The sequence below is a fragment of the Marinitoga sp. 1135 genome (genome assembly GCF_013363245.1).
In the GTDB taxonomy this organism is placed as follows: domain Bacteria; phylum Thermotogota; class Thermotogae; order Petrotogales; family Petrotogaceae; genus Marinitoga; species Marinitoga piezophila.
Genome location: NZ_LBEZ01000001.1, coordinates 21,218 through 47,577, shown reverse-complemented (window position 1 = coordinate 47,577; position 26,360 = coordinate 21,218). Strand labels below are relative to the sequence as shown.

25 protein-coding genes and 1 tRNA gene are annotated in these 26,360 nt (G+C 29.3%); 10 read left to right on the top strand and 16 right to left on the bottom strand.

The window, feature by feature from the left end:
• Positions 1-13: 13 nt before the first annotated feature.
• From XO10_RS00270 to XO10_RS00210, 13 genes are all read right to left on the bottom strand, one after another.
• Positions 14-2,812, bottom strand: coding sequence for an AAA family ATPase (locus XO10_RS00270; protein ID WP_175420965.1), 2,799 nt, complete (start codon positions 2,810-2,812; stop codon positions 14-16).
• A complete protein-coding gene (locus XO10_RS00265) occupies positions 2,799-3,956 on the bottom strand; it encodes an exonuclease SbcCD subunit D (RefSeq protein WP_175420964.1) in 1,158 nt (385 codons plus the stop codon). Before XO10_RS00265 ends, XO10_RS00270 begins: the two co-directional genes overlap by 14 nt.
• Positions 3,957-3,968: 12 nt before the next feature.
• Positions 3,969-5,237: a 3-phosphoshikimate 1-carboxyvinyltransferase gene (aroA, locus tag XO10_RS00260; protein WP_175417940.1), complete on the bottom strand. Its 1,269-nt coding sequence runs from the start codon at positions 5,235-5,237 to the stop codon at positions 3,969-3,971.
• A complete protein-coding gene (aroF, locus tag XO10_RS00255; RefSeq protein WP_014295582.1) occupies positions 5,234-6,055 on the bottom strand; it encodes a 3-deoxy-7-phosphoheptulonate synthase in 822 nt (273 codons plus the stop codon). Before aroF ends, aroA begins: the two co-directional genes overlap by 4 nt.
• A gap of 139 nt (positions 6,056-6,194) precedes the next feature.
• Positions 6,195-7,289 (bottom strand): Rpn family recombination-promoting nuclease/putative transposase, encoded by a 1,095-nt coding sequence (locus XO10_RS00250; protein ID WP_175420963.1) that lies wholly within the window; start codon positions 7,287-7,289, stop codon positions 6,195-6,197.
• Positions 7,290-7,354: 65 nt separating this feature from the next.
• On the bottom strand, positions 7,355-7,972 hold the full coding sequence (pcp, locus tag XO10_RS00245) for a pyroglutamyl-peptidase I (protein ID WP_175420962.1): 618 nt from the start codon (positions 7,970-7,972) through the stop codon (positions 7,355-7,357).
• Between the two features lie 113 nt (positions 7,973-8,085).
• On the bottom strand, positions 8,086-8,976 hold the full coding sequence (gene fabD / locus XO10_RS00240; protein WP_175420961.1) for an ACP S-malonyltransferase: 891 nt from the start codon (positions 8,974-8,976) through the stop codon (positions 8,086-8,088).
• Positions 8,973-9,902: a nitronate monooxygenase gene (locus XO10_RS00235; protein ID WP_014295578.1), complete on the bottom strand. Its 930-nt coding sequence runs from the start codon at positions 9,900-9,902 to the stop codon at positions 8,973-8,975. The genes fabD and XO10_RS00235 overlap by 4 nt, the downstream gene beginning before the upstream one ends.
• Entirely contained in the window at positions 9,895-10,776 is an 882-nt protein-coding gene (locus XO10_RS00230) for a 3-oxoacyl-ACP synthase III family protein (RefSeq protein WP_014295577.1), read from the bottom strand. Before XO10_RS00230 ends, XO10_RS00235 begins: the two co-directional genes overlap by 8 nt.
• 1 nt (position 10,777) lies before the next feature.
• Positions 10,778-11,197 carry a 3-hydroxyacyl-ACP dehydratase FabZ gene (gene fabZ, locus XO10_RS00225; protein WP_175421041.1) on the bottom strand — a complete coding sequence of 140 codons (420 nt, stop codon included), beginning with the start codon at positions 11,195-11,197 and terminating at the stop codon, positions 10,778-10,780.
• Positions 11,197-12,042: a DegV family protein gene (locus XO10_RS00220; RefSeq protein WP_075780039.1), complete on the bottom strand. Its 846-nt coding sequence runs from the start codon at positions 12,040-12,042 to the stop codon at positions 11,197-11,199. Before XO10_RS00220 ends, fabZ begins: the two co-directional genes overlap by 1 nt.
• Before the next feature lie 15 nt (positions 12,043-12,057).
• Positions 12,058-13,287 carry a beta-ketoacyl-ACP synthase II gene (gene fabF, locus XO10_RS00215; RefSeq protein ID WP_014295574.1) on the bottom strand — a complete coding sequence of 410 codons (1,230 nt, stop codon included), beginning with the start codon at positions 13,285-13,287 and terminating at the stop codon, positions 12,058-12,060.
• Positions 13,288-13,479: 192 nt separating this feature from the next.
• Positions 13,480-15,429, bottom strand: a complete 1,950-nt coding sequence (locus XO10_RS00210) for an IGHMBP2 family helicase (RefSeq protein WP_075780038.1) — start codon at positions 15,427-15,429, stop codon at positions 13,480-13,482.
• 76 nt (positions 15,430-15,505) lie between these two features.
• Between XO10_RS00210 and XO10_RS00205 the strand changes: the two genes are divergently transcribed.
• From XO10_RS00205 to XO10_RS00160, 10 genes are all read left to right on the top strand, one after another.
• Positions 15,506-16,444, top strand: a complete 939-nt coding sequence (locus tag XO10_RS00205) for a PD-(D/E)XK nuclease family protein (RefSeq protein WP_014295572.1) — start codon at positions 15,506-15,508, stop codon at positions 16,442-16,444.
• Positions 16,445-16,495: 51 nt separating this feature from the next.
• Positions 16,496-16,571 (top strand) — tRNA-Ala (locus tag XO10_RS00200).
• 72 nt (positions 16,572-16,643) lie between these two features.
• Positions 16,644-17,471, top strand: coding sequence for a Cof-type HAD-IIB family hydrolase (locus tag XO10_RS00195; protein ID WP_014295571.1), 828 nt, complete (start codon positions 16,644-16,646; stop codon positions 17,469-17,471).
• Positions 17,434-18,246, top strand: a complete 813-nt coding sequence (locus tag XO10_RS00190) for a hypothetical protein (RefSeq protein ID WP_148265113.1) — start codon at positions 17,434-17,436, stop codon at positions 18,244-18,246. Before XO10_RS00195 ends, XO10_RS00190 begins: the two co-directional genes overlap by 38 nt.
• Positions 18,247-18,265: 19 nt before the next feature.
• A complete protein-coding gene (locus XO10_RS00185) occupies positions 18,266-18,856 on the top strand; it encodes a diguanylate cyclase (protein ID WP_014295569.1) in 591 nt (196 codons plus the stop codon).
• A gap of 55 nt (positions 18,857-18,911) precedes the next feature.
• Positions 18,912-20,183 carry a UDP-N-acetylglucosamine 1-carboxyvinyltransferase gene (gene murA, locus XO10_RS00180; protein ID WP_041638655.1) on the top strand — a complete coding sequence of 424 codons (1,272 nt, stop codon included), beginning with the start codon at positions 18,912-18,914 and terminating at the stop codon, positions 20,181-20,183.
• A 176-nt stretch (positions 20,184-20,359) separates the two neighbouring features.
• Positions 20,360-21,505 (top strand): aspartate aminotransferase, encoded by a 1,146-nt coding sequence (gene aspC, locus XO10_RS00175; RefSeq protein WP_014295567.1) that lies wholly within the window; start codon positions 20,360-20,362, stop codon positions 21,503-21,505.
• Positions 21,505-22,872, top strand: coding sequence for a GlmL-related ornithine degradation protein (locus XO10_RS00170; protein ID WP_075780037.1), 1,368 nt, complete (start codon positions 21,505-21,507; stop codon positions 22,870-22,872). Before aspC ends, XO10_RS00170 begins: the two co-directional genes overlap by 1 nt.
• A 61-nt stretch (positions 22,873-22,933) precedes the next feature.
• The gene (locus XO10_RS00165; protein ID WP_075780036.1) at positions 22,934-23,689 is read left to right on the top strand and encodes a hypothetical protein; all 756 of its coding nucleotides are present in this window, start codon (positions 22,934-22,936) and stop codon (positions 23,687-23,689) included.
• A gap of 59 nt (positions 23,690-23,748) precedes the next feature.
• The gene (locus XO10_RS00160; protein WP_014295564.1) at positions 23,749-24,300 is read left to right on the top strand and encodes an NUDIX domain-containing protein; all 552 of its coding nucleotides are present in this window, start codon (positions 23,749-23,751) and stop codon (positions 24,298-24,300) included.
• A 21-nt stretch (positions 24,301-24,321) separates the two neighbouring features.
• Here the strand turns inward: XO10_RS00160 and XO10_RS00155 are convergent, their stop codons facing one another.
• The 3 genes from XO10_RS00155 to ltaE are packed head-to-tail and all read right to left on the bottom strand — an operon-like array spanning position 24,322 to position 26,343.
• Complete coding sequence (locus tag XO10_RS00155) at positions 24,322-24,822, bottom strand: hypothetical protein (protein ID WP_075780035.1); 501 nt, start codon at positions 24,820-24,822, stop codon at positions 24,322-24,324.
• A complete protein-coding gene (locus XO10_RS00150) occupies positions 24,819-25,310 on the bottom strand; it encodes a permease (RefSeq protein ID WP_014295562.1) in 492 nt (163 codons plus the stop codon). The genes XO10_RS00155 and XO10_RS00150 overlap by 4 nt, the downstream gene beginning before the upstream one ends.
• A 4-nt stretch (positions 25,311-25,314) precedes the next feature.
• On the bottom strand, positions 25,315-26,343 hold the full coding sequence (gene ltaE / locus XO10_RS00145) for a low-specificity L-threonine aldolase (RefSeq protein WP_175420960.1): 1,029 nt from the start codon (positions 26,341-26,343) through the stop codon (positions 25,315-25,317).
• Positions 26,344-26,360: the final 17 nt, after the last annotated feature.

Genomic DNA, 26,360 nt, shown 5'->3' with positions numbered 1-26,360 from the left:
AGGGCTTTTGTATTTACAAATTAATAATATTTTCTGCCATTTCAGAAAAAGTGCCATCATGTGTAACTATAAAAGCTTGCTCAATATTTTTTAACATTTTCTTCAAATTCTCTGCTAATAGATTTTTTCTTTCCTCATCTAAATTACTTGTAGGTTCGTCTAATATATAGAAATTTGCATTTGACAAAAAGGTTGCCAATGCTATCCTGATTGAAATAGCTACACTTACCTGTTCTCCGCCTGATAATATTGAAAAATCTCTATCTCCTTTTATCTCGTCACGTAATATGACTAAATAATCCCTCGATGAATCCCAGATTATTACTTCATTTTTTCCAGTAATTTCTCTATAGTTATTAGTTGCATATGTAGAGATAATATTTGTAACCCTCTCACTAACATACTTTCCCATAGCTTTTATATTTTCTCTAAATTCCTTTGTTAATTTTAATTTTTTCTTAAAATACTGAACTTTATCTATATATTCCTTTCTTTCTTTTTCTTTTTTATTCAACTCGTTTAAAATATTTATTAGATTTTCTCTTTCATTTCTTTTTCCACCAAGTATTTTATTCATTTCCGATATATCAGTATATAATATTTTTATTTTTTGATTTAACTCTTTTAATTCCGCTTCTAACTTCTCATCTTTTTCAAAAGATAGTATTTTTTCTTTTACTTCTTGTATTGTATTTTTTAAATTTTCTAAATTTTCTTCTTCTATTTGTTTTGCTACTTTTAATTCTTCAATTTTATTTGATAATTCTTTATTTTTCAAATAATTATCATAATCTATTTTGTATCTTTTTCTCTCTGTTTTTAATCTCTCTATTATTTCCCTAATTTCTTCTATTTCTATTTCAATATCACCATATGCTTTCAATTCGTCTATCAATGAAATCCTTTTTGATTTTATATTTAATATTTTACTTTTATACTCTTCTGTTTTTCTAGTTATTTCCAGTATAAAATTCTGTTTTTCATTAATTTCATTTCTATATTTTTTTATATTTTTAAAAATGTTATTGAGTTCATTTTTTAATTCCGCATTTTTAGCTGAAATTTCATTTATTTCAGCAGTAATTTTTCCTCTTTTTTCACGTATATCGCCATATTTTTCCTTTATTTCATTTATCTGATTTTCTATTGTTTTGTTTTCTAATTCAATATTTTCAATATTTTCAATCTCTTTTTTTATTGCAGAAATATTCGATTTTATTTCTATTACATTACCATCATTTTCAGCTATTTCATTTTCTATATTTTTATGTAATTCTAATTGTTTAACATATTCATTCACTGTTTTATTTAATCTTTCAATTTCAACATCAAAATAATTATTACCTTCTTTTTTTTGTTCCAAATTTAGACACTTTTCATTTAATATTGGACAAATTCCATCTTTCAATTCTTCTTTTGAATTTTTTAGATTTTCAATTTTTATTTGAATTTCCCTAATTTTATTTTTTAGTTCTTCCTTTTCTTTTAGCTTATTTGTCAGATATTCTTTATTTTTTTCATATTCTAATAATTTTACTTTTAACTCTTCTAATTTTTGTAATTTCTTTTCCTTCTCAGTAATAATTTCTAAATTATTCTTTCTTTTTTCCAATAATATATTGTAACTATCATATTCATTATCTATTTTTTCCTTTATGTTCATTTGTTCCTTTAATTGTTTCTCTGTTTCTACCAACTCAACATTTATCTTTTGATATATTTCATTTAATTTTTCTAATTCATCTTTTTTATTATTAATGATCTCTTTTTCTTCTCCAACTCTTTTTTCTGCAGTTTTTAATTTTTCAGATAACAGCTCTTCAGAACTTTCCAACCTTTTTATTTTCTCTTGAATTTCTCTTTTTTTCTTTTCTCTCAGTATTAACTCTTTTTCCTTTTGTGAGTTATTTTCTATTTCATATTCTAATTCTTTATACTTCCTATAGCCTTCTTCACTTTTCATTACTATTTCCTTTGCTTTTAAAGATTGATCAATATCTTTTTCCAACTTTAAAATTTTTTCTTGCAAAACTTCTTCTTTTAATTTTAATGAATCCAACTTATGTTCATATTCTTTCAGTCTATTGATTTTTTCTTCAAGAGATTTCTTTTTTTCGTCATATCGAGCCGCTTTTTCTTTCAATTTTGATAATTCATTTTCCAAATTTTCTATTTCCTTTTTTACTTTTTCCAATTCCAAATCTTTTCCTGCATATTCTTCTATTTGCTTTTCCAATATTTCTACTTTACTTTCAAAAGACAATATTTGTTCATTATATTTTTTTTCTGAAAGCTGCAAAATCGAATACAATTGCTCATAAACTTCCGTATCAAAGATTTTATTAAACAACTCCTTTCTCGATGATGGTGTTTCATTAAAAACTCCTATAATATCATTTTGATTTGCACTAATTACATTTCTGAATATCTCTTTTATATTTTTACCTTTTATTCCTGCAAGAACACCTATTTTTCTAATTACATCATCTTTTCTTTCCGAAAGAACCATCCCATTTTTCTCTTTCAAAATCACTTTGCTTTGTCCGCCTATCTTGCGTTCTACAATATATTCATTATCATCATTACCAATAAATTCAACTGTAATTGTAGCTGTTTTAGCCCCTTTATTTACCGCATTTTTAAGACTTTTATCCCTCGGTTCTATATCAAACATAGCTATCCCCAATGCTTCAAATATTGAGCTTTTCCCCGTTCCGTTTTTACCCAACAATAGATTTATTCCTTCCCTGAACTCAACGATTTTTTCTCTATGATTTCTATAATTTTTTAATTGTATTCTATTTATTTTCATTATTTTCACCTTCTAAAATACCGCTTAAAAAATTATCAAATATTTCGTTTATAAATTCCTGATTACCTAAATTTTCTTTCATTAAACCTATATTTTTAATCACCTTATCGCTATTTGAAGAAAAAATATTCCCCCAGGATTCTATAACCCTTTTTTCTATTTCCTCTTTGTTTATATTTTTTATATTATCTACTCCACTGATATAAGATGTATATTCAACATTTATAAATACCTTTAAAACGCCCTTGTTTTCAAGTATTTTCTCTATTTTTTCGGTATCCACTATTTTATTGTTCAAATTCTTGATCTTTAATTTTACAATATCTCCCTCATTTATTTGAATATTTTCTAATTCATCATATATTTCATCTGACATATCAAATGCATATGTTTTAACTTCACGCTTATTGGAAGGAAAAAATTCATATTTATTTGTTTCAGTATCAAATATAATAAATCCTTTTTCATCTCCTTCACCAAAATCCCAGTATTCTGGTGAACCAGGAACAAAGAAATATGGATTTTCTTTTGGAAACTTTCTATATGTATGCAAATGCCCACCAGCCATATACAATACTTTTCCTTTAAACTTTTCTATTGTTTCAGCTTTTACACAACCAGGAAGTATCTCTCCACCTATTCCAGTATGAACAATCACTATATTTTTTTTGTTGCTATCAAGCTTTTGGGCTAAATCATCTAAAATTTCATCTATTATAACTCCTTGATATGGAATACCATAAAAATTAATATCTTCAATTGTTATGGGATTACATATACATTCTCCATCTTTTCTTTCAAATTCCGGAATTTTTACCAATTTTCTCTTTTCAAAATATTTTATCCATGAATCATTATCGGAATATATCCTGTCGTGATTACCCTCTATTAAAAAAGTAACTATATTATTTTCTTTCAATTTTTCTAATAACTTTTCAGTTTTATATAAAATAGCCGGTAATAAAGAACTTCTATCAAAAATATCTCCAGCTATTATAAATACATCAACATTTTTTTCTATTCCCTGTTCTATTATATATTCTGCTGCTTTAAAATAATCATCATACCTAACCTTTGAAAAATTTCCAATTCCTCCTGCCGGTCTTCTTCCAAGATGCCAATCAGCTGTGTGTAATATTTTCATATTCCATTCCCCCTAAAACTCTTTGCTTAATTGATTTATAAGTTGAAAAAATTCTGGAAAGGATATTTCAACATCTTTTTCGTTTTCAATGTATATACCCTCTTCGCTAATTAATCCCGCTATACCAAACATCATAGCTATTCTGTGGTCGCCAAATGTTTCAATCTTTCCACCTTTTATTCTCTGTTTTCCAGATATTTCAAAACCGTCAGGATATTCTTTAATTCTAATTCCTAAATTCTTGAAATTATCAACTATTGATTTTATCCTATCGCTTTCTTTTACCCTCAACTCTGTTGCATTTCTTAAAATTATTTTCCCATCAACATTTGTTCCAACCAAAGCTAAAAGTGGCAATTCATCTATTGCCGCAGGAATTAATTCTTTAGAAACTTCAATTCCTCGCAATTTTTTTGATGTTTCAACATAAATATTTCCATATGGTTCCGGTTCATTTTCAATAATTTCATATTCAATATTAGCCCCCATTGATTTTAATATTTCAATATATCCCATTCTTGTATTATTTAATCCAACATTTTCTATTGTGATTTTAGCATTTTCATGCAATATTCCAAGGGTTATAAAAAATGCTGCTGAAGATATATCACCAGGAATATAAAAATTTTTTAATGGATATAATTCCGATTTTTGAATTTCTACATAATTCTTACTAACCTTTATATTAGCTCCCATATATTCTAACATTCTTTCAGTATGATCCCTTGAACTCTTATCTCCTCTAATTATTGTTTTTCCTTCCGCATCTAATCCTGCTATTATTATCGCTGATTTAACCTGAGCACTTGGAATAGGTAAAGTATAATCTATCCCTTTTAATTTTCCTCCTATTATTTTTAATGGCAATTTATTATTCCGAGTCTCAATATTCGCTCCCATTTGTCTTAATGGTTCTACAACTCGTTTCATAGGCCTTTTGGAAAGGGATTGATCCCCAGTTAACAAAAACAGCCCGTTTTTTGACGTAAAGTATCCACTCAGCAAACGGGCTGTTGTTCCTGAATTACCACAATATAATTCATATTTATCTTCTTTTATTTTTTGAGGTATTATCTTAAGTTTATTAAAATCTCCTGAAAAACGCATTCCTATTTTCTTCAATATTTCAAATGTCCTTTTTGTATCCTCTGATAATAATAAATTATTGATAATACTTTCATCTTTTGCCAGTGAAGATAATATCAACGCTCTATGTGTAATGGACTTATCAGCTGGCATACTCAATTTAGCCCTTATCTTTTTTATTGGCATTATCCTCATATAATTTCAACTCCGAAAGCCTTTGATAATTCTCTTAATTCTTTCACAACCTCTTCAAATTCTTTGAAAGTTAAACTTTGCTTCCCATCGGAAAGGGCTTTTTCTGGTTTAGGATGTACTTCAACCATTATTCCCATTGCTCCAACAGCAAGTGAAGCTCTTATGAGATCAGGAATTATATCCCTTCTTCCAGCCGCATGGCTTGGATCAATTATAATTGGTAAAAAAGTTTCGTTTTTCAATACTGGCACAGCAGATATATCCAGAGTATTTCTTGTCTGTGTTTCAAAGGTTCTAATACCTCTTTCGCACAATATTATATTTTTATTTCCTTCAAGGGCTATATATTCCGCAGAATATAGAAACTCTTTAATTGTCATCATAAAACCACGTTTTAACAACACCGGCTTAGACATTTGACCAACTTTTTTTAAAAGTCCATAATTCTGAGAATTTCTTGAGCCTATTTGAATTATATCTGCGCATTTATTTACAATTTCAAGACTCTCTTCCTCAAGAGCTTCTGTTATTATTTTCAAATTATATTTTTCAGAGGCAGACTTTAAATATTCCAATCCTTTTTTGCCAAGCCCCTGAAAAGAATATGGAGAAGTCCTTGGTTTGAAAACTCCTCCACGCATTATTTTTATTTCCAGTTCTGAAAGGAAATGCGCAGTTTCTTCAACAATCTCCTTGCTTTCTACAGAACATGGTCCAGCAATTATTGTAAAATAACCTTTTCCAAAAAATACATCTTCTGATATATTTACTTTATAATCATCCAAGATATTCTCTTTTGAAATTATTTTTATGTCCATATCTTCCTCCTGGAATCTATTTAATACTGCTTATAATTAATTATAACATTTTTTGTTGAATTTTCTGATATATTGCGTATTAAAAATCTTTCATAATACTTAATATATTAATTTAAAAAAGGGCATATTTAAATGCCCTTTACTTATTTTTGAGAATATCAATTACTTCATCTAATGTTATATCAAATATATTTTCAGCCAGATTATTTAATTCATCTAGATTCATGTTTTCAAGTTTATCCAGATAAATTTTTATATCTTCTCCAAATTTTTTTAACAATTGAACCCGTAATAGCGTTATCGCTTTTCTTCTTTCACCTTCTAATATTCCCTGTTGAATTCCCTGTTGAATTCCCTGTTGAATTCCCTGTTGAATTCCTTCTTGAATTCCTTCTTGAATTCCTTGTTGAAATCCATCTTTTTTACCTTTTTCCATTCCTTCTTCATATCCCTTTTCTAGAGCATCATGAATCGCTTCATTTACCGCTTTTACAAAATTCTCAAACATATTTTCCACCTCCTCTTCAAAAACTTCTTCAGGAAGTTCCAATTCCCCATTCCTTTTGACGAGAGTTTTTATCACTCCGTTCACATAATTTCTAAATTTTTCCTTTTCTTTATCAGGCAATTTTTCCAACTCTTCTTTTATTTCATATATTATTTTCTGAATTTTATTTCGTTCTGCTTTATTTAAAGCTAATAATAAACCTAATGCATTTTTTATATTTATTAATTGTTCCTCAGAAATTTGGCTTAAATCAATTACTTCATATTTGAATTTTGGCGTATATTCATCAAACATTTCCCAATTTTCTACTTTTTTCATAAACCAATTTTCAGCCGTCCATTTTCTTTTTCCTGTATAAAATACTATAGGCATTATTGGTATTAATTTAAATCCTTTTGTTCTTGATTCTTTTTTATGTTCATTTATATAATTTTTCCATATTCGTACCATATATTCGAGTATTCTAAATTGCATTAAATAATCTACAGTTGATTGATGTTCTATCAATAAATATAGATATACTTCATTTTCAAAATATTTTACTTTAAATAGTAAATCACTTTCCTTATCTCCGTATTTTATATCTGTAAATTTTGTATGTTCTATTGTTATATCTTCTACTGAAATCCCATAACTTTTTAATTTAGGAATAAACATATTTATAAATTCAAGTACCATTTCTTTATCGGAAAATATTTCCTTGAATAATTGATCGTATATTCCCATCTTTCCTTTTCCCCCTTATTCTTTCATATATATTATATCATAATCAGATTTTTGGATTAAATTTATTATGTTATAGATTCCTTAATGCTTGTTTTTATAATTTTTTCAAGTGCCTTTACTATATTTTCCAATGACATACTTGGAAGATTTCCTTTTTTATCAATAATTTGTTCAGGAAGATAAGGAACATGAATAAATCCACCTAAAGTTTTTTTAAAATCCCTTTCAATATAATACATCAATCCATACAATAAATGGTTGCAAACAAAGGTTCCTGCGCTGTTTGATATCTCTGCTGGAATACCTATACCTTCCAACTCCTTTTTTATCTTTTTTATAGGAAGATTGGAAAAATATGCATTTTCACCATCAAAGAATATAGGCTTATCCTCTGGTTTTTGCCCTTCATTATCCGGAATTTTGGCATCATCGATATTTATTGCCACTCTTTCTATTGATATTCTTGCCCTTCCACCAGCTTGACCAACACATATTACTATATCCGGTTTCTCCTCACACATTTTACTTCTTAATGTTTCTATGGATTTATAAAATACCGTTGGGATTTCTAACCTTATTATCTCAGCACCATAAATACTGCTTGATAATCGCTTTACCGCTTCAAAAGATGGATTAATCTTTTCACCATCAAATGGTTCAAAACCTGTCACTAATACTTTCATTATTTCACCCTTCCTTTAAATTATTCATTAAATTATATCATAACAATATCCCCTTCCAGAAAAACGGAAGGGGATATTAACTAAAAATGGCTGTCTTGTGGTATTTTAAATATTTATTTTACCTTTAATATACTTTGAGGTTGTAATGTTTTGTCTATTCTTTTTACAAGGCCTGTCAAAACCTTTCCAGGTCCAACTTCATATACTTTTTCAACACCTATTTCCTTCATCTTCTTTATTGATTCAACCCATCTTACAGTACCGGTTATCTGTTTTATGAGATTCTCCTTTATTTTTTCCGGATCTTCCTCAACCTCTGCGGAATAATTCTGAATCACCTTATACTTTGGTGTTTTGAACTCTATTTTTGCCAATTCATCTGCCATTTTTTCCTGGGCTGGTGCAACTAATTTTGAATGGAAAGGACCACTAACATTTAATTCAACTACCTTTTTCGCACCTTTTTCTTTCATTAATTCTAAAGCCTTTTGTACTTCCTTTTTATCTCCGCTTATTACTATCTGTTCAGGAGAATTATGATTTGCTACATTTATATTTTCAAATTCCTTTAAAACTTCATTTATTTTTTCTATATCAAGTCCTATTATTGCCCCCATACCTCCTACACCTGGAGGACATGCTTCACTCATGTATTTTCCTCTCAACCTAACCAATTTTACTGCATCCTCAAAAGATAATACTCCAGCTCCTGCTAACGCTGTCCATTCCCCTAACGAATGTCCAGCTACTACATCTGGAACAATATTTAATTTTTCAATTGCATATAAATACATTATATAAGATATAGTTAATAATGAAGGTTGAGTATTTTCTGTCAAAGTTAATAATTGTTCATCATCACCAAATATTATCCCTTTTAAATCAACACTTATGCTTTCTGATGCTATATCTAAATATTTCTCATATTCAGGATATTTTTCAAGTATTTCTTTTCCCATTCCAAGTGTTTGTGAACCCTGGCCAGGAAATACAAATGCTATCATTTTTCAGCACCTCTCTCTTTTAAAATTTTCTCAAATTCCATACCAAATTCTTCTACAATTTCTTTTACACTTCTTATTTCATTTATTAATCCAGCACTTTGCCCAGCCATGAAAGAACCATTTTCTAAATCCCCATCAACAAATGCTTTTCTTAAACTACCAACCATCAATTCTTCTGCTTCCTCCGGTGATGCAACTTCAAGTTTCTTTATTTTCTTTGCAAACTTTGTTTTTAAAACTCTTGCTGGATGTCCCATTGTCGCACCTGTTACAATAGCATCTCTAATTCCAGCTTTTAAAATAAGATTTTTGTAATTTTCATGTGCCTCACATTCATGAGTAGCGACAAAACGTGTCCCCATTTGTATTCCTTCGGCACCAAGTTCTATTACGGCCTTCATTCCCCTAATATCCGCTATTCCGCCAGCTGCAACTACAGGAATATCAAGAACTTCAACTAATTTTGGTATAAGAACCATCGTAGTAACATCACCTATATGGCCACCACATTCCATTCCTTCTCCAATTATTATGTCCACACCAGCTTTTTGAAGTCTCAAAGCGAGGTTTTCAGAAGAAACTACAGCCATAACCTTTATATTGTTTTCTTTTAATTCTGGAATATATTTCCCTGGATTTCCAGCACCGAAAACCAATACAGGTACTTTCTTTTTTATTGCTATTTCAACTAATTGATCAGCATATGGATTAACGAGAATTATATTAACCGCATATGTTTTATCGGTTAATGTATTTATTTCATCTATTGCTTTTTCCAATATTTCCGGTGTCATACTTCCTGCACCAATAGTTCCCAAACCACCTGCATTTGATACAGCTGCTGCAAGTTTTGGCGTTCCTACCCAGGCCATACCGCCTTCAAAAATTGGATATTTTATATTTAGTATTTCTGTAACTCTATTCATTACCACACCTCCATGCAATTCCTGATGCCGTCATCCCACCACCAACCGATATAAATAAATAATCCTTTAACGATATTTCATTATTGCCATATTTTACAAATAAAGATACCGGTATACTGGCTGCTCCCGTATTTCCATAACCTTCTATTATATCTATAAATTCAGTGTTTTTATAATATTTTTTTACACTTTCCAGTATCCTTTTGTTTGCCTGATGAGGAACTACTATCTTTTCTCCATATTCCTTAAAATACGCATCTATCATTTTTCTCATATTATTGACTGCAAATTTATATACCCTTTTACCATCCATTTTTATCTTTTTATTTTCATTTATATTTAATGCATCAAGATATTCTGGATCATAATGAACCCTATGATCACATACACAATTGTCATGATTTTCCAAAATCATGGCTACAGCCGCATCAGAAAATAAGATGGCAGTATTTATATCATCAGGTTCAACAAGATCCGACAATTTTTCCGATATAATCATCAATATTTTATTGGCTATATTTTCTCTAAACATTGAATTTGCAATATGCAAAGAAGTAATGAAACCAACAAATCCGTTTGATATATCTATTCCGTATCTTGGCGTTGCTATTTTCAATTCTTCAAATGCTCTTACATAATAAGGAACATAATGTGCTCCTACTGAAGATACAAATAATACAGTATCAACACCATTTAAATTTAAACCTTCTGTTGCCTTCATTCCCATTTGAAATATATCCAGTTCGGATACAAACCTTTTTTTTATTCCTGTTCTTTTATATATCCATTCTTCAGAAACATTAAACCTTTCTGCAAGTTCTTTATTATCCAACACTCTTTCAGGAATATATGCATTAATTTCTTTAATTTTCATGTTATCCCTTCTTTATTCCAACAAGTATTTCAGCACTTGTTACTACTTTTCCATTCACCTTTCCTTTTCCACTTAATTTATACATACCCATTTTCTCCTGAATCAATTCAACTTCATATACAAGCTTATCTCCAGGACGAACCTCTTTTTTAAATCTTGCCTTGTCTATACCTAAAAACAATGGTATTGCATCATCTTTTAAATCCTTCATCAATAATAATCCGGAAGTTTGTGCGAGGCCTTCTATAATAAGTACCCCCGGCATTATTGGATATTGTGGAAAATGCCCCTGAAAAAACGGTTCATTTACCGACACATTTTTATATGCAATTATTTTATTTTCTGAAACTTCTTCCACACCATCAACCAACAAAAAAGGATATCTATGTGGTAATATTTTCATTATTTCATCAATATTCATTACTCCCATTGTGTTATCACCCCTACCGCTTCAGGTCCTAAATGAGTTCCTATTACTGTATCCAACATTGAATAAACTATATCTTCATCTTTTATTCCCCTGTTTCTTAATTCTTCTAACAATTGGCCACCATATTTTAAATTGCCAGTATGAATCACTGCCAATCTCTTTAATCTCATGGAATCAATTCTTTCAAGTCCTAAATTTGCCAATTCCTTTACCATCTTACCAATACCTCTCACATTTTTTACAGGTATAATTTCCCCTTCAGTCAATGAAAGGACTGGCTTCATATTAAGCAATCCACCCATTAATGCCTTTGCTTTACCAATTCTACCACCCTTGTATAAATAATCTAAATTGGTAACGCTAAAATATATTCTTGTAGACTTGTAAAATTCCCTTGCATATTCAACAAGTTGTTCGACGCTATACATTCCACTTTTTATTCTTTCCATTAATTCCAAAACAAGAAAACCTAAACCGTAACTGGTTAATTTTGAATCCAGTAAAAATATTCTTTTTTCATCAACCATAGAAGCTGCTAATCTTGCAGAATTTAATGTCCCACTTAATTTTTCAGAAATTGTAACTGTAATAAGATAATCATATCTTTTTAACATATCCCTGTATACCTCTTCAAAATCCTTTACAGAAGGTTGAGAGGTTAAAGGTACGTATGATCCAACTTTTAAGTCCTCATAAAAAGTTGTCTGGCATAAATCAATTGCTTTTACATGATTTCCGTTTCTTAAAATATATAATGAAGCATATCCAATATCGTTTTTTTCCATAAATTCCTGTGTTAAATTACACGTATTATCGGTAACTATACCTATTTTCATATAAAATCACTCCTCTTACAAACTTTTATACACTATCGATGCATTATGTCCTCCAAATCCAAATGAATTCTTTATGGCATATTCTACCTTTTCTTCTATAGTTTCTTTTGGGAAATTCAAATCTTTTAATTCATCATTGGGTTCAAATAAACTTGGCATTCCATGAATAAATCCTTCTTTCATCTGCAATACCATACCTATAAATTCTATTGCTGCTGCTGCACCTAATCCATGTCCTACCAATGATTTTGTTCCCTGGATATATATTTTTTTAGCATGTTCTCCAAATGCACTTCTTAGAGCTCGTGTTTCAGCAATATCTCCAGCAGGTGTTGAAGTAGCATGACAATTTGCAAGTTTTACCTTTTCTGGATCAACCTTTGCATCTTCAAGAGCTAATTCCACAGCTTTAGCTGCACCAGTCCCATTTTCATCAGGAGCACTTATATGATAAGCATCACCTGTCATACCAAATCCTTCTACATATCCATAAATATTTGCATTTCTCTTTTTAGCGTGTTCTTCAGATTCAAGCACAATAACCCCTGCACCTTCAGCCATTACAAAACCATCTCTATCTTTATCAAATGGTCTTGATGCAGTCTTAGGATCATCATTTCTTGTTGATAATGCCATCATATTAGCAAATGCAGCTATTGGCATTGGATCTATTGTTGCTTCAGTTCCTCCAACTATTGCAACATCTACATAACCATGTCTTATTAACATACTTCCCATAATTATTGCATGTAATGATGATGCACAGGCACTTACTGTATTAAAATTAGGACCTTTTAATCCAAATTCTATTGAAACAACACCTGAAGCCATATCAGAAATCATCATTGGTATCAAGAAAGGACTAACAACTCTTGGACCTTTCTTTTCCATTTTCAAAAATTCCTTATATAATGTTTTAAATCCACCTATTCCTGATGCAACAATTACTGCTGCATTTTCCTTCCAATCTTCTCCTTCAAGATTACTATCTTCCAATGCTTCTTTTGTTGCTGCAATTGCAAACTGTAAAAATCTGTCATATCTTCTTGCAAGCTTTTTATCCATATATAACGTTGGTTCAAAATCTTTAACCTCTGCTGCAATCTTTACCTTATGATCTGTTGTGTCAAATTGAGTTATGTGATCAATACCTATAGTCATCTTTTTTAATTCTTCCTTAAATTCCTTTGTGTTTTTTGCTATTGAATTAATAGTTCCTAATCCTGTTACTGCTACTTTTCTCATTTTCATACCTCCCACTGTATTTTTTATTCCATTATTATTATTAGCAACACCGTGCCAACTTATTTTTATACGAACATTTGTTTGCAGTTTTAAAAATTTTTATACCCTGAATACATAAACTATATAAAACATATACAAATCTTATACCCTTTTATAAAAAAATCCCTTCCGAAAAATTCGGAAGGGATTTGTTCATATACTAATTATTTTCCCATGTAAGGAAATGTAGTTTATAAGTTCATCAAATAGTGGATAATTTTTCAGTGTTGAGATATCACCTATTATTATCAGTTTTTTACGGGCTCTGGTTATTGCTACATTTAATCTTCTTTCGTCTTTTAAGAATCCTATTGTTCCTTCATCGTTGCTTCTGGTTAACGAAAGGATTATTACGTCATTTTCTCTTCCCTGAAAACCATCGACGGTATTGACATAAAAATCTGTCTTTTCTTTTAAATATTTCATCTGGTCTTTGTAAGGTGTGATTATTCCAAAATCGACATTTTGTTCTTTTAATATGGTTGCCAGTTCAATTACTATTTTTGCTTCCAATGGATTGTATTTTGATTTTGAACCTTTTTTATATATTTCAAACCTTTCTGGATTTGAGGAGGTATCTACAAAAACAATTGGTGTTGTATCAAGAATTTCCTTTGTTTTTTCATCATTTACTTCTGAAAGATCAAGAGTTAAGGTTTGATTATAGACATTATCTGCACTTCTTAATATTCCGTTATAGAACTTTTGATTTGAGAATTGCATTATTTTGTCATTCATCCTATATTGAACCTTTAATATCGCGGAATGCGATGGATATTTGTTAATCATTCTTTCAAAAAGCGTTTTTGAAAGAATATTTTCTACATCTTTATTTAATATTGTTGGTGGCAATTGTCTGTGGTCTCCGCCCATAATTACTTTTTTACCATGTGTAATTGCTATATAACATGAAGGTTCTGTTGATTGGGATGCTTCATCTATTACCACAACATCAAAGGTTATATTTTCTAACTCATCTATTCCTGATGTACTGTTTGTGCTTACTATAATTTGATATTCTTCAATTATTTTTTTTATTAACTCTTCTTCCATTTCCCTGGCTTTGTCAAAGAGTTTTTGAACTTCATTGTTTATTTTTATCCATTCGTACATTTTTTTCATTACATCTGGAAATATTCCTCTTGTTCCTCTGTCTTTTAAAGCATATTTTTCAATTTGTTCATCTGTTAACCCCCTTCTGTTTTGTGGAGTTGGTTTTATTCCTGTTTTGTCTCTTTTTTCAGATAATTGCATAGCTTCATCTCTGATTTTTACAATTTCTTTGTATTCTTCATGGTTTTCTGCTATGTAATATAATGAATGTTTTTTTAAGTCTTCGTCTACACGCCCTGGATGTCCAAGCCGGCAGATTTTAAAGGTTTCATATTTTATTAGATTTCCAAGTATATTATCTGTTGCAGCGTTTGAGTCAGCAGTTACAAGCACTTTCTTTTCTTTTTTAGCTTCCTGGACTATAATTTCTGTTAATGTTCTTGTTTTTCCTGTTCCAGGTGGTCCATGAATTAAAAATATTTCTTTGCTTCCAATTGCTTTTTCTACTGCTTCTTTCTGAGATTTGTTCAATGAGTTATCAAAAAACTTTATTTTTTCTTTTTTAATGGGTGTTGGTTTATATTTCCCGGTAAATATGTTTTTTAATATTTTTAATTCATTTTCAGCATAATTCATTTTTAAAATGGCTTTTTGCATTCTTTTAAAGGTTATTTCATTTAAGAATAAATCAAGTCTTATGTTTTTGCTTTTATATACCCAAACAGGAATTTTTTCAGAAAAGGATACGATAATATACTTTTTCCCAACTTCTGTAACCGTCGCTGTTAAATCACTTTTTAATGGATCGCCTTTACTTACCAATACAATATCTCCAGAAGAAATCTCTGTTTTTATATCCTTTTTTCTGCCAAATTTTACTATGTATAAGTTACCTATTTCCCTTCCAAGATATTTTCCAGAAAGGCCTGTTATAGCCCTTCCCATTTTTTCCCTTTCTTTTTTGTACAATTTTATTTCATTTTTCATAGCCTGTATTTCTGCTTCTTTTTCCAGTTCTATTGCTTCATACAGTTTTTCAAAAAAGTTCATCGCATCACCTCATAATTGATTATATATTTAAATTTTATGTTATAATATTTCTGAAAAAAATAAAGGAGTTGAAATTTTGATTGGTGAATATCCTGAAAAGTCATGGTCTCTTTCAAAACATAAAATTTTGAATAAATGCCCTCGTGAATTCTATTTCACAAAGTTTTATAAATGGCGTGGTTGGGAAGATACTGTTGAGTACAGAAAAAAACTTGCGTATAGGCTGGATAAAATCACTACAATTGAAAAATATCTTGGTAATGTAGTTCATGATTTTATCACAATAAATATTACTACATCTTCTTTAAATAACAAAAGAGATGCTGTTAATTTCATAGGAAATAAATTTAATATTGCCATAAAAGATTCGTATAAACATAAAAAGCAATGGTTTGAAAGACCTAAGGATTATGTTATGTTCCATTCTGTTTATTATAACACGAGAAAATTATTTGATGATAATTTTGGAAGAAATTTAAAAGAAAAAACTGAAAAAATAATTAATAATTACTTTTCTTCTGATACTTATCAGCGATTAAAAGAGGAACATATTAAATATGAAGTTGATGAAACTAATTTCCCTCATTTTTTTATAAATGATTATAAGATTTACAGCATTATCGATTTAATGTTCGAACAAAATGGAAAGATTTATATTGTTGATTGGAAAACAGGAAAGCCTTCTAAAGATGATGAATTTCAATTAAGGTTATATGCATTATATGCTTCTTTAAAGTATGGATTCCCACTTGAGGACATTATCTTGATTAATGAATATCTTCTTTATGGTTATGCAGAAGAAAGAGTATTTAAAAATGAGGATATTATAGAAGTTGAAGAGTTTATAAAAGAACAGATAAAGGTTTTAGAAGGTTATCTTAAGGATTCATATTTAAATATTCCAAAAGATGAAGAATATTTTGTAGCAAATCCATCTATAAATAATTGTAAATGGTGTAATTTCAAAGAAATATGTCCTGCATATAAGGAAATGAGGGAAAAGAACAAAATTTAAAATGGATTTCTTGACAATTTAAACTTTATATTATATAATAATTTGTGATGTGGGGTCGTGGCGCAGCTGGGAGCGCGCTACCATGGCACGGTAGAGGTCGTGGGTTCAAGTCCCATCGACTCCACCAGAAAATGGGGAATTTATCCCCATTTTTTTGTTTTTTTGTTAAATGTATGATATAATTTAAGGGGTGAGAAACTTGCATAATAAAACATTTATCTTCGATCTTGATGGAACATTATTAAATTCAAATGAGTCCATTTCCCAAAGAACTGTTGAAAGTATTAAAAAAATATTTGAAATGGGAAGTTTTATAATTATTGCAAGTGGTCGAATGTATAAATCTACAAGATTAATTGTAGAAAAATATATGCCTTTTTTACATAATAACATCCCTATTGTTTCATATAATGGTGCATATGTTGTAAGTCATACAGGGGAAGTTGTTTTTGAATCTGATATTTTAAAGGATTTAGCTATTAAGGTTATTGAGGATTTAAAAAAACACGATACACATGTGCAAATATATTTAAATGATGATTTAATTACCGATAAAGACAATGATGAAATAAAACAATATGCCAAACATTCAGGTGTTGAATATAAGATTGTAAAAGATATTGTTGAGCATATAAAACAACATGGAGAACCAACAAAAATTCTCGCTATAAATCAACCAGAGAAACTTGATATTATTCAAAAATCCATGACAGAAAAATATGGAAATACCTTAAATATAGTTAGATCATTTAGTATTTATCTTGATTTTTTAAATAAGGATTCATCCAAAGGTCTTGCTTTAAAGAAATTAAAGGAAATTTACAGATTTAATCTGGAAGAAGCATATATATTCGGAGATAGTGAAAATGATATATCTATGCTTTCTCTGTCAAAGAATTCTTATGCAATGGCCAATGCAAATGAACATGTTAAAGAATCTGCAAGAAATATAACCCTATCAAATGATGAAGAGGGTGTTGCTATTGTCCTTGAAAAGATTATTTCTAATTTTAGTAATAGTAATTAATTTTATTTATGTTTTTTCTGAAAAAATACCAATTGAAAAAGAAAAAGTAATAATAGGTTATTTAAATACCTCTTTAGAAGATTCAGTCAATAAAGAGGCTTTTTATGGTTATTTGCTAAATTTACATGAATTAGATAAAGAATTGGATTATTTTGTTTTAGGCACATTAAACTCTTATGACTTGATATTTGAATTTTCAAAAAGTATAGGCTCTTTTTTAAAAAGAAAAGGATATGATTTTGTTGTATTTGGTAATTTAGCCACATTAAAAAAAGGAACAGAAAATTTTTTAGAATATATTGCAAGCTCCCCATATATAGTATCCCAGGTTCTTTATACTATGATACGCGGGTTTGAAACATCAGGCATTTTTCCTGTTATCTACCTCAGACAGGATTTTGATTCAGATGTAAAGAATTCCTTAGAACAAAAGGCTGGAAAAGTTTTTTATTATTCTAATACATATGATAAAACCTTTATGTTTTATGATAAAATAGAAAAAAAGGTATTTTTAAATAATGATATTTATCCAGAATTAAACTGGGAAATTTTTAATTCTGAAAATTATAAAGAAATAATAAAAGAAATATATGAAAATTCTATTATTGTTACAGGCTGGATAGGAAAAAACTATAAAAAATACTATAGAAAACTTCCTGAAAACAGTAAAGAAAAAAGTATAGTTTATTTTTCAAAAAGCGTTGAAAATCTTATAAACGATTTTATCAACAATAAAACTCCTATATATTCTGCAAAGAAAAATTGGAGTTGGTAAAAAATAAGGGGGGAATAAAATGGATTTTGAAAATAAGGTAAATCAATTAGAAAAAGAGAATAATCAATTGAAGGAAAAAGTTGATCAACTTGAAAGTACAATTGATAATATGAATAAACTTATTGAAGAATATAATACTTTTACTAAAGAAGAGATAGATGCATATAGTGATTTTGTAGATGATATTATCACACGTGATTTTATTGATCCATCAACAAGGGTATATTCAAGAAAATTTTTTGATAAGATTTTTTACCTGTTACTTGAAAAGGCTTTCGAAAGCCAGAAAAATTATGGTCTTATTATTCTAAAATTACCGGAATTAGCTGAAATAAAATACGAAGGTGAATTGTATAAAGGTCCTGAAATGGAAATAGGAAAAATATTAAGAAGCAATGTAAGATTGCCGTTGGACTTAGTGTTGAGATATTCAAAAACAACATTTGCCATAATTATACCAGACATTACAGAAGATGTATTGTTTAAAGTTTCCGACAGAATAAAAAGTCAAATTGAAAAACTTGATTTTATAAACAATTTAGAGATATACAAATTTTATTTACCTCAAGATTTAACATCTACGGGAGATTTAATAAAATATTTTGAATAGCGCTATTCATATGAATGGAGGAAATAGAATGAAACATAGATTGGAGATTGAAACCATGGGTAAAATGAAAGTTGCCGGACCTCAATATGCAAACGGTGAAATCACCATATCCGGTTCAAAAAATTCGGCATTACCTATATTAGCTGCAACAATTCTAACCGATGAAAAGGTTATATTGCATAATATACCAAATCTTGCTGACGTTAATACAATGATTGAAATATTAGAAAACACAGGTAAAAAGGTTACGTGGGAAAACTCAACATTAGTTATAGAAAAAGGCGAAGAAAAAATCAATTCTATTTTACCCTATGGTCCTGTAAGAAAAATGCGAGCTTCATTTAACGTACTTGGCCCACTTACCATAAGAAATGGTTATGCAAAAGTTGCATTACCTGGAGGTTGTTCAATAGGTGTAAGACCTGTTAATTTTCATTTAGAAGGTTTAAAAAAATTAGGAATTGAATCAAAAATCGAACATGGTTATACAAATTCAAAATTTACAGAAAATAATCATCAGAAAAAAATACATATTTCATTGCCTTTCCCAAGTGTTGGTGCAACTGAACATTTAATTACAACAGCAGTAATGTTAAAAGATACTGAAACAATATTGACCAATTGTGCCCAAGAACCCGAAATTGTAGATTTATGTAATTTCCTAATTTCAATGGGAGCTAGAATCGAAGGTCAGGGATCATCTAATATCAAAATTTATGGCACCGATAGATTATACGGAACAGAATATACTATTATTCCAGATAGAATTGAAGCTGGAACTTATGCTATATTAGGAGCTATACTCGGGGGAAAAGTTACTTTAAACAATGTAATAGAAGATCATCTTTTCTCCTTACTTGATATTTTTGAAAAACTCGGAATTCATTATGAATTTAAAAATAATACGTTAATTGTTAGCGGTATTTCAAAAATGGAATTAACTCCTGTTGATGTTGAAACCTCGACATTCCCTGGATTTCCAACAGATTTACAACCTCAACTAATGGTATTGCTTAGCTTAATTCCTGGAAGATCATCTATAACAGAAAATGTTTTTAAAACAAGATTTAATCATGTTGATGAACTTAACAGAATGGGTGCAAAAATTTTTGTTGAAAGTAATACGGCAATTATTACAGGAGTAACAAAGTTATCAGGCGCTCCACTTGAAGCAACAGATTTAAGAGCATCAGCAGCATTATTAATTGCTGCGTTAGCAGCTGAAGGGGAAACTGTAATTAATAATGTTGATCATATATTTAGAGGATATGAAAAATTATTTGACAAATTAGAAAAACTAAATTTAAGTGTTGAATACTTTGAATAAGGCAGTTCTTTTAAAGAACTGCCTTATTTTTAATTTATAAGATTAATGGAAAATAAATGAGTATAATTATCATCTTGCCATTTTCTTAACATAAATACAGCATAATTGATATTGAAATTTTTTTCATAAAGCGTTAGAATACAAATGACACAATATTTTATTTTGGAGGGATTATTTTGATATCAAAAATTATAAAAAGTATTCAACCATCTATTACTCTAGAATTAAATGCAAAAGCTATAGAGCTTGAAAAAAGTGGAGAAGATGTAGTTAAATTAACTGCTGGAGAACCGGATTTTATAACTCCTAAAGAAATTATTGAAAGTGCTTATAAAGCTATGCTTGAAGGAAAAACAAAATATACTGACTCAGCTGGTATTTTGGAATTGAGAGAAAAAATTGCTGATTTTATTAATAGTAGAAGAAACACAACATATACTCCAGATAATATTGTTGTATCCAATGGCGGAAAACAGGCATTGTACAATACGTTATTGGCATTATTAAACCCTGCAGATGAAGTTATAATGCTTGATCCTGCATGGGTAAGTTATGAAGCTCAAATAAAAATGGCCCGTGGAATTCCTGTTCATGTTCCATTAAAATTCAAAAATAATTTTATTCCAAAAGCTTCTGATATAGAACCTTATTTAAGCGAAAGAACAAAAGCTATAATTATTAATTCTCCAAATAATCCAACTGGTGCCGTATATCCCGAAGAAACATTTAAAGAAATTTATGAATTAATAAAAGATAGAGAAATTTATATTATAAGTGATGAAGTATATGAAAAATTAGTATTTGAAGGTGATTTTTTCTCACCTACACAATTAGAAGAATTAAGAGAAAGAACTATAATAATTAATGCTTTTTCAAAAACATGGTCAATGACAGGGTGGAGAGTTGGTTACTCAGTAGCTCCAAAAGAAATTTCAAAAGAAATTAAGAAAATACAGAGTCATCTTTCTTCAAATATCAATACTCCTGCTCAATATGGTGCATTATCAGCATTTGATGTAGATATTGATTATTATATAGAAAAATTTGATGAAAGAAGAAAATTTGTTTTGAACAAATTCAATCAAACAGATTTACCTTATGTTTATCCAAAAGGAGCATTTTATCTATTTATAGATGTTTCAAAATACGATACTAATGACTTAAATTTCTGTAATCAACTATTAAAAACAAAAAAATTAGCTGTTATACCTGGTAGTGGTTTTGGAGCTAAAGGGTTCATAAGAATTTCTTATGCAAACTCTATAGAAAATCTTGAAAAAGGAATCAATAGACTTATTGAATATATCAATGAGGTGAGATAATGAAAATTGATTTAGTTACTGCAGAAATTGGCAGTACAACAACTATAGTAACCTTATTTGATAAAATAGATACTAAAAAGCCTATTATTCTTTCTCAAGGAGAACATTACACAACTATTAATGAAGGGGATATAACAATAGGTATAGAACGAGCATTGAAAATTGCCGAGGAGCGTTTAGGAGAAAAGGTTGAATGGAATAAATTCCTTGCAACGTCCTCAGCCGCCGGCGGTTTGAAGATGACCGTTCATGGACTTGTATATGATATGACTGTAAAAGCTTCAAGAGAAGCTGCTCTTGGCGCTGGTGGTGTAATAAAATATATCACCGCTGGCAAAATGAGAAAATCTCATTTAAAAAAGATTCTTGAAATAAAACCAAATGTAATTTTTCTTGCTGGTGGTGTTGATTATGGTGAAGAAGAAACTGTATTACATAATGCCGAATTATTAAGGAATTTACCTATAAATGTTCCTGTAATTTACGCAGGAAATGTTGCTGTTGTTGATGAAATTAGAGAAATTTTCGAAGGTAGCGGAAAAAAATTATATATTACCGAAAACGTATATCCAAAGGTTGATCAATTAAATGTTGAACCGGCAAGAAAGGTAATTCAAGAGGTTTTTTCTGAACATATTATCCACGCGCCAGGAATGGAAAAAATAGAGAAATATGTAGATGAAAAAATTATTCCTACACCTGCAGCTGTAATGAGAACTACACAACTATTAAGTGAATTATATAAAGATGTTTTAACAGTAGATATTGGAGGAGCAACTACAGACGTTGACTCTGTTACTGAAGGCGATCCAGAAATTCAAAGTATTATGATTAATCCTGAACCAGTTGCCAAAAGAACCGTAGAAGGGGATATGGGAGTATTTGTGAATGCACATACAGTAATAGAACTTATTGGCGAAAAAGAATTAAGAAAAAGATTTGAAAATTTTGATAAACTTGTTGAAGAAATTTCTCCATACCCCAAAACCATTGAAAATGAAAAGTTTATGGCAGCATTAGCTGAATATTGTTTTGTTGAAGGAATAAGAAGACACGCTGGAAGGAAAAAACATATCTATACACCTTTAGGGAGAAAAACTATTGCTCAGGGAAAGGATTTAACAGCTATAAAATATATTTTTGGAACTGGTGGTGTTCTTACAAGATCAAAATTCAATAAAACTATAATAAAATCAATTATCGGCCAACATAAACATCATCCTGATGAATTGTTGCCAAAAGAAATCAAAAAAATTGGTTATGATAAAAATTATATTTTCGCTCCTATTGGAGTAATTTCAACTATTGACAAAGAAATTGCTATTAATATATTAAAAGAAGATATAGAATTTTTTAATATTGATTGAAAAAACGCAAATACCCTGATATAATATAAATATAATAAAAATTCTATCAGGGGGCGAAATTATGAAGAAATTTCTTTTCTTATTTTTTGTTTTTGTATTATCGTTATTAGTATTTTCCGAAAAATTCTATCTTTTAAATGGTAAAGTTATTGAAGGTAAATTAGTACACTATTACAATGGTATATACGATGTGCAATTGAAAGATTCTTTAATTCAACTTAATGAAAAAGATATCGTAAAAATTATAATTCCAAAGCACATTGAAAAATATGTTTATCCTTTTATTGAAAAATCAAATGAATGGAAAATAGGAGGAAGAAGACAGGGCGGTAGCTTAATATATGTAGATACTGTGGATGGTAAAAAATGGTTAAGAATACATAAAGACGGTTTTTCTGAAAACAATTTATATAAAGATTTCAAACTTCCATATGGAAATAGAACACATGTTAATTTATCTGTTGATATGATGGGATTCACTTCAAGTACAAAAAGTACTGATGAAAAAGAATATTCTTTAGCAGGATTATTAATTGTTTTTATGGATAAAGATGGATATGAAGTTGGAAAAACATCATATGTATGGGGAAATAATTCCTATCCTTTTGAAAAACATAAATGGATTAATCGATTATATGCTACAATGTATACGCCATTTGAATTAAACTTTGATGTATCTAAATTTGCAAATGAAAAAGCTGATAAAATGAGAATTGTATTCTGGACATATTGTAGTAGTAATAAAAAGGATTTGGTTGCCGATTTATGGATTAAAAATTTCAACTTGATTTTATCGTATCCAACATTTGAAAAATAATCTCAAGTCTCCCTAACGGGAGGCTTTATTTTTAGAATATTATATTGAAGGGGGATAATATGAAAAATATCGAAAAATTTTTTAACACCATAAAAATTAACTTTGACATTAATAGATTACTTAAAAATGAAAATCAAAAAATAGCTGTAATGTGTTATGCTGAAAATGAATATGGTGAAGTTTTAATGCTTGAAAGATATAAAGAACCATTTGCAGGAAAATTAGTTCCGCCTGGTGGAAAAGTAAAGGATAATGAAGAGATTATTGAAGCAATGAAAAGAGAGTATATGGAAGAAACAGGTTTTAATTTAGAAAATATTGAACTAAAAGCATTTACTTCCGAAGAAGGTCCAGAACATTATAACTGGATATTATTTATATTTTTAGCGAAAATAAAGAAAGAACCTCTGCCAGAATGTAATGAAGGTATTTTAAAATGGATAAATAAAAAGCATTTTCAAAAAGAAAACTTAACGGATATAGATAAAAAGATTATTCCATATCTTTATGATGAAAAAGACTTTATTTATTTCTTTGAAATCAATTATGATGAAAATAAAAAAGCTCAAATAATAAATATTCAGGAAATAAAAAAGCCTTATTCTCCTTAGCTCTGGAATAAGGCTTTTTTTTTATTTTCCATATTTTTTAAATAAATAATTCATTATTATCCCGCTAAAAAACGCAAATAATATTATAAAGAAGTTTAACAACAAGACATATTTTACATCTAATAAGCTCAATGCAAGCGGCATCCATTGAATCTTAACTGACCATGCAGCAATTGTTGCTGCAACTACCCCAACACTTGCTCCTTCTTTTATTAGTTCAGCAAAGAAAGGATAAAATGCAAATGCTGGTCCAACCATCATTGTTCCAAAAACTACTCCTAATGACATTCCTTTTAATCCACTTTCATGGCCAATAAACTTTGATATAGTTTTCTTGGTTACTACTTCTGAAATGTATCCAGTTAAAAATGCAACACCAATTATTACCAATGAAAGATTTAATAATGTTTTTAACGCATAAATAACTCCATTTATCGCTTTATCTGGATTAATTATTATAAGAACAATTGCAATTATTAAAAGAATAAATTCCATCATGAAATTTTTTATAAATTGCTTCATATTATCATCTCCATAATAATGGAAATTATAATAATAGAAATAACTGCAAGAGTATTTCTAATCAATGTAAATTTTTTACCCAAATATTGAAATTCATAAGTTATAAACATTATCCCAAGCATAACCCAGGATAATAAAAACGCTGTTACAAGAGATACAGTTGCATTATTCTGGAAAAGATATTGGGCTATTGGATAGCCGCTGGCAGGTGGCCCCATCATAATTGAACCTGTAATTAATCCTGCTACTACTCCTTTTATACCTGAAAAATTCAATAAAAATTGTCCAACTTTGTCTGGAGCAAGAAAATTCTGCAACATTCCTATAATCAAAAATATTATGAATAACCTTAAAACATTTTGAATTAAGTTCTTCTTACCTTTCTTCAATGCCTTTTTAAACTTTTGTTTTTCATTTTTCCTCAATAAAGAAATATATAACCCCATAACAAATAAAACAAAAATTCCACCACTAATTATTGTACTCATACTATCATAACCCCTTAAAATATTTATTTATTATATCTATAGTTTTATCTATATCCTCTTTTTTAATCCAATAATGGGTTACAAACCTCCATATTCCCTCTTCTGGAGGATTAATTTTTATACCGTTTTTTCTCATATAATCAATAAAATCTATATTTTCAAAATCCCTGTTAATTTTAAAAAAGGCCATGTTAATATGAACCTCTTCAACTATATTGATAAAATCAAATTCTTCAAGCTTTGATTTTAAATATTTGGCATTTTCATGATCTTCATCCAGTCTTAATCGCATTTTTTCAAGTGCAACAATTCCTGCTGCAGCAAGAATCCCCGCCTGTCTTAATCCACCACCCATAATTTTTCTTCTTTTTTTAGCTTTTTCAATAAAATCTTTGCTTCCAACTACTACAGATCCAACTGGAGCACATAATCCTTTAGAAAGGCAAAAGCTAACAGAATCGGCATATTTGGCAATTTCTGACGCTTCGACTTTTAAATAGGTCGCTGCATTAAAAATCCTTGCACCATCAAGATGAATGGGAATACTATATTCATCAGCTATTTTCCTTATTTCTTTAAAATTTTCCAGAAGTATTACTCTTCCATTGGAATGTGCATTCTCAAGACATATTAAACCCGTTTTTGGATAATGTATATCTTCTTCTTTTCTAATCTTTCTTAAAACCTCTTCAGGTGGTAAAGCACCTTTATCAGAATTCACAGTTCTTAACTGAACTCCTGCTATTATAGATGCTGCACCTGCTTCGTGCTGAACAATATGACAATCATCACCAACAATTACTTCATTACCGCGTTCACAATGTGTAAATAAAGAAAGTTGATTTCCAAAAGTACCGCTTGGCACAAAAAGCCCTGCTTCTTTTCCTAATATATGCGCTGCCATTTCTTCTAATTTTTTTATTGTAGGATCTTCTTCGTAAACATCGTCACCAACCTCAGCTTTACACATTGCTTCTCTCATTTCTTCTGTTGGTTCAGTTACTGTATCGCTCCTTAAATCTATAAACTTCACAAAAATTCCCCCTCAAA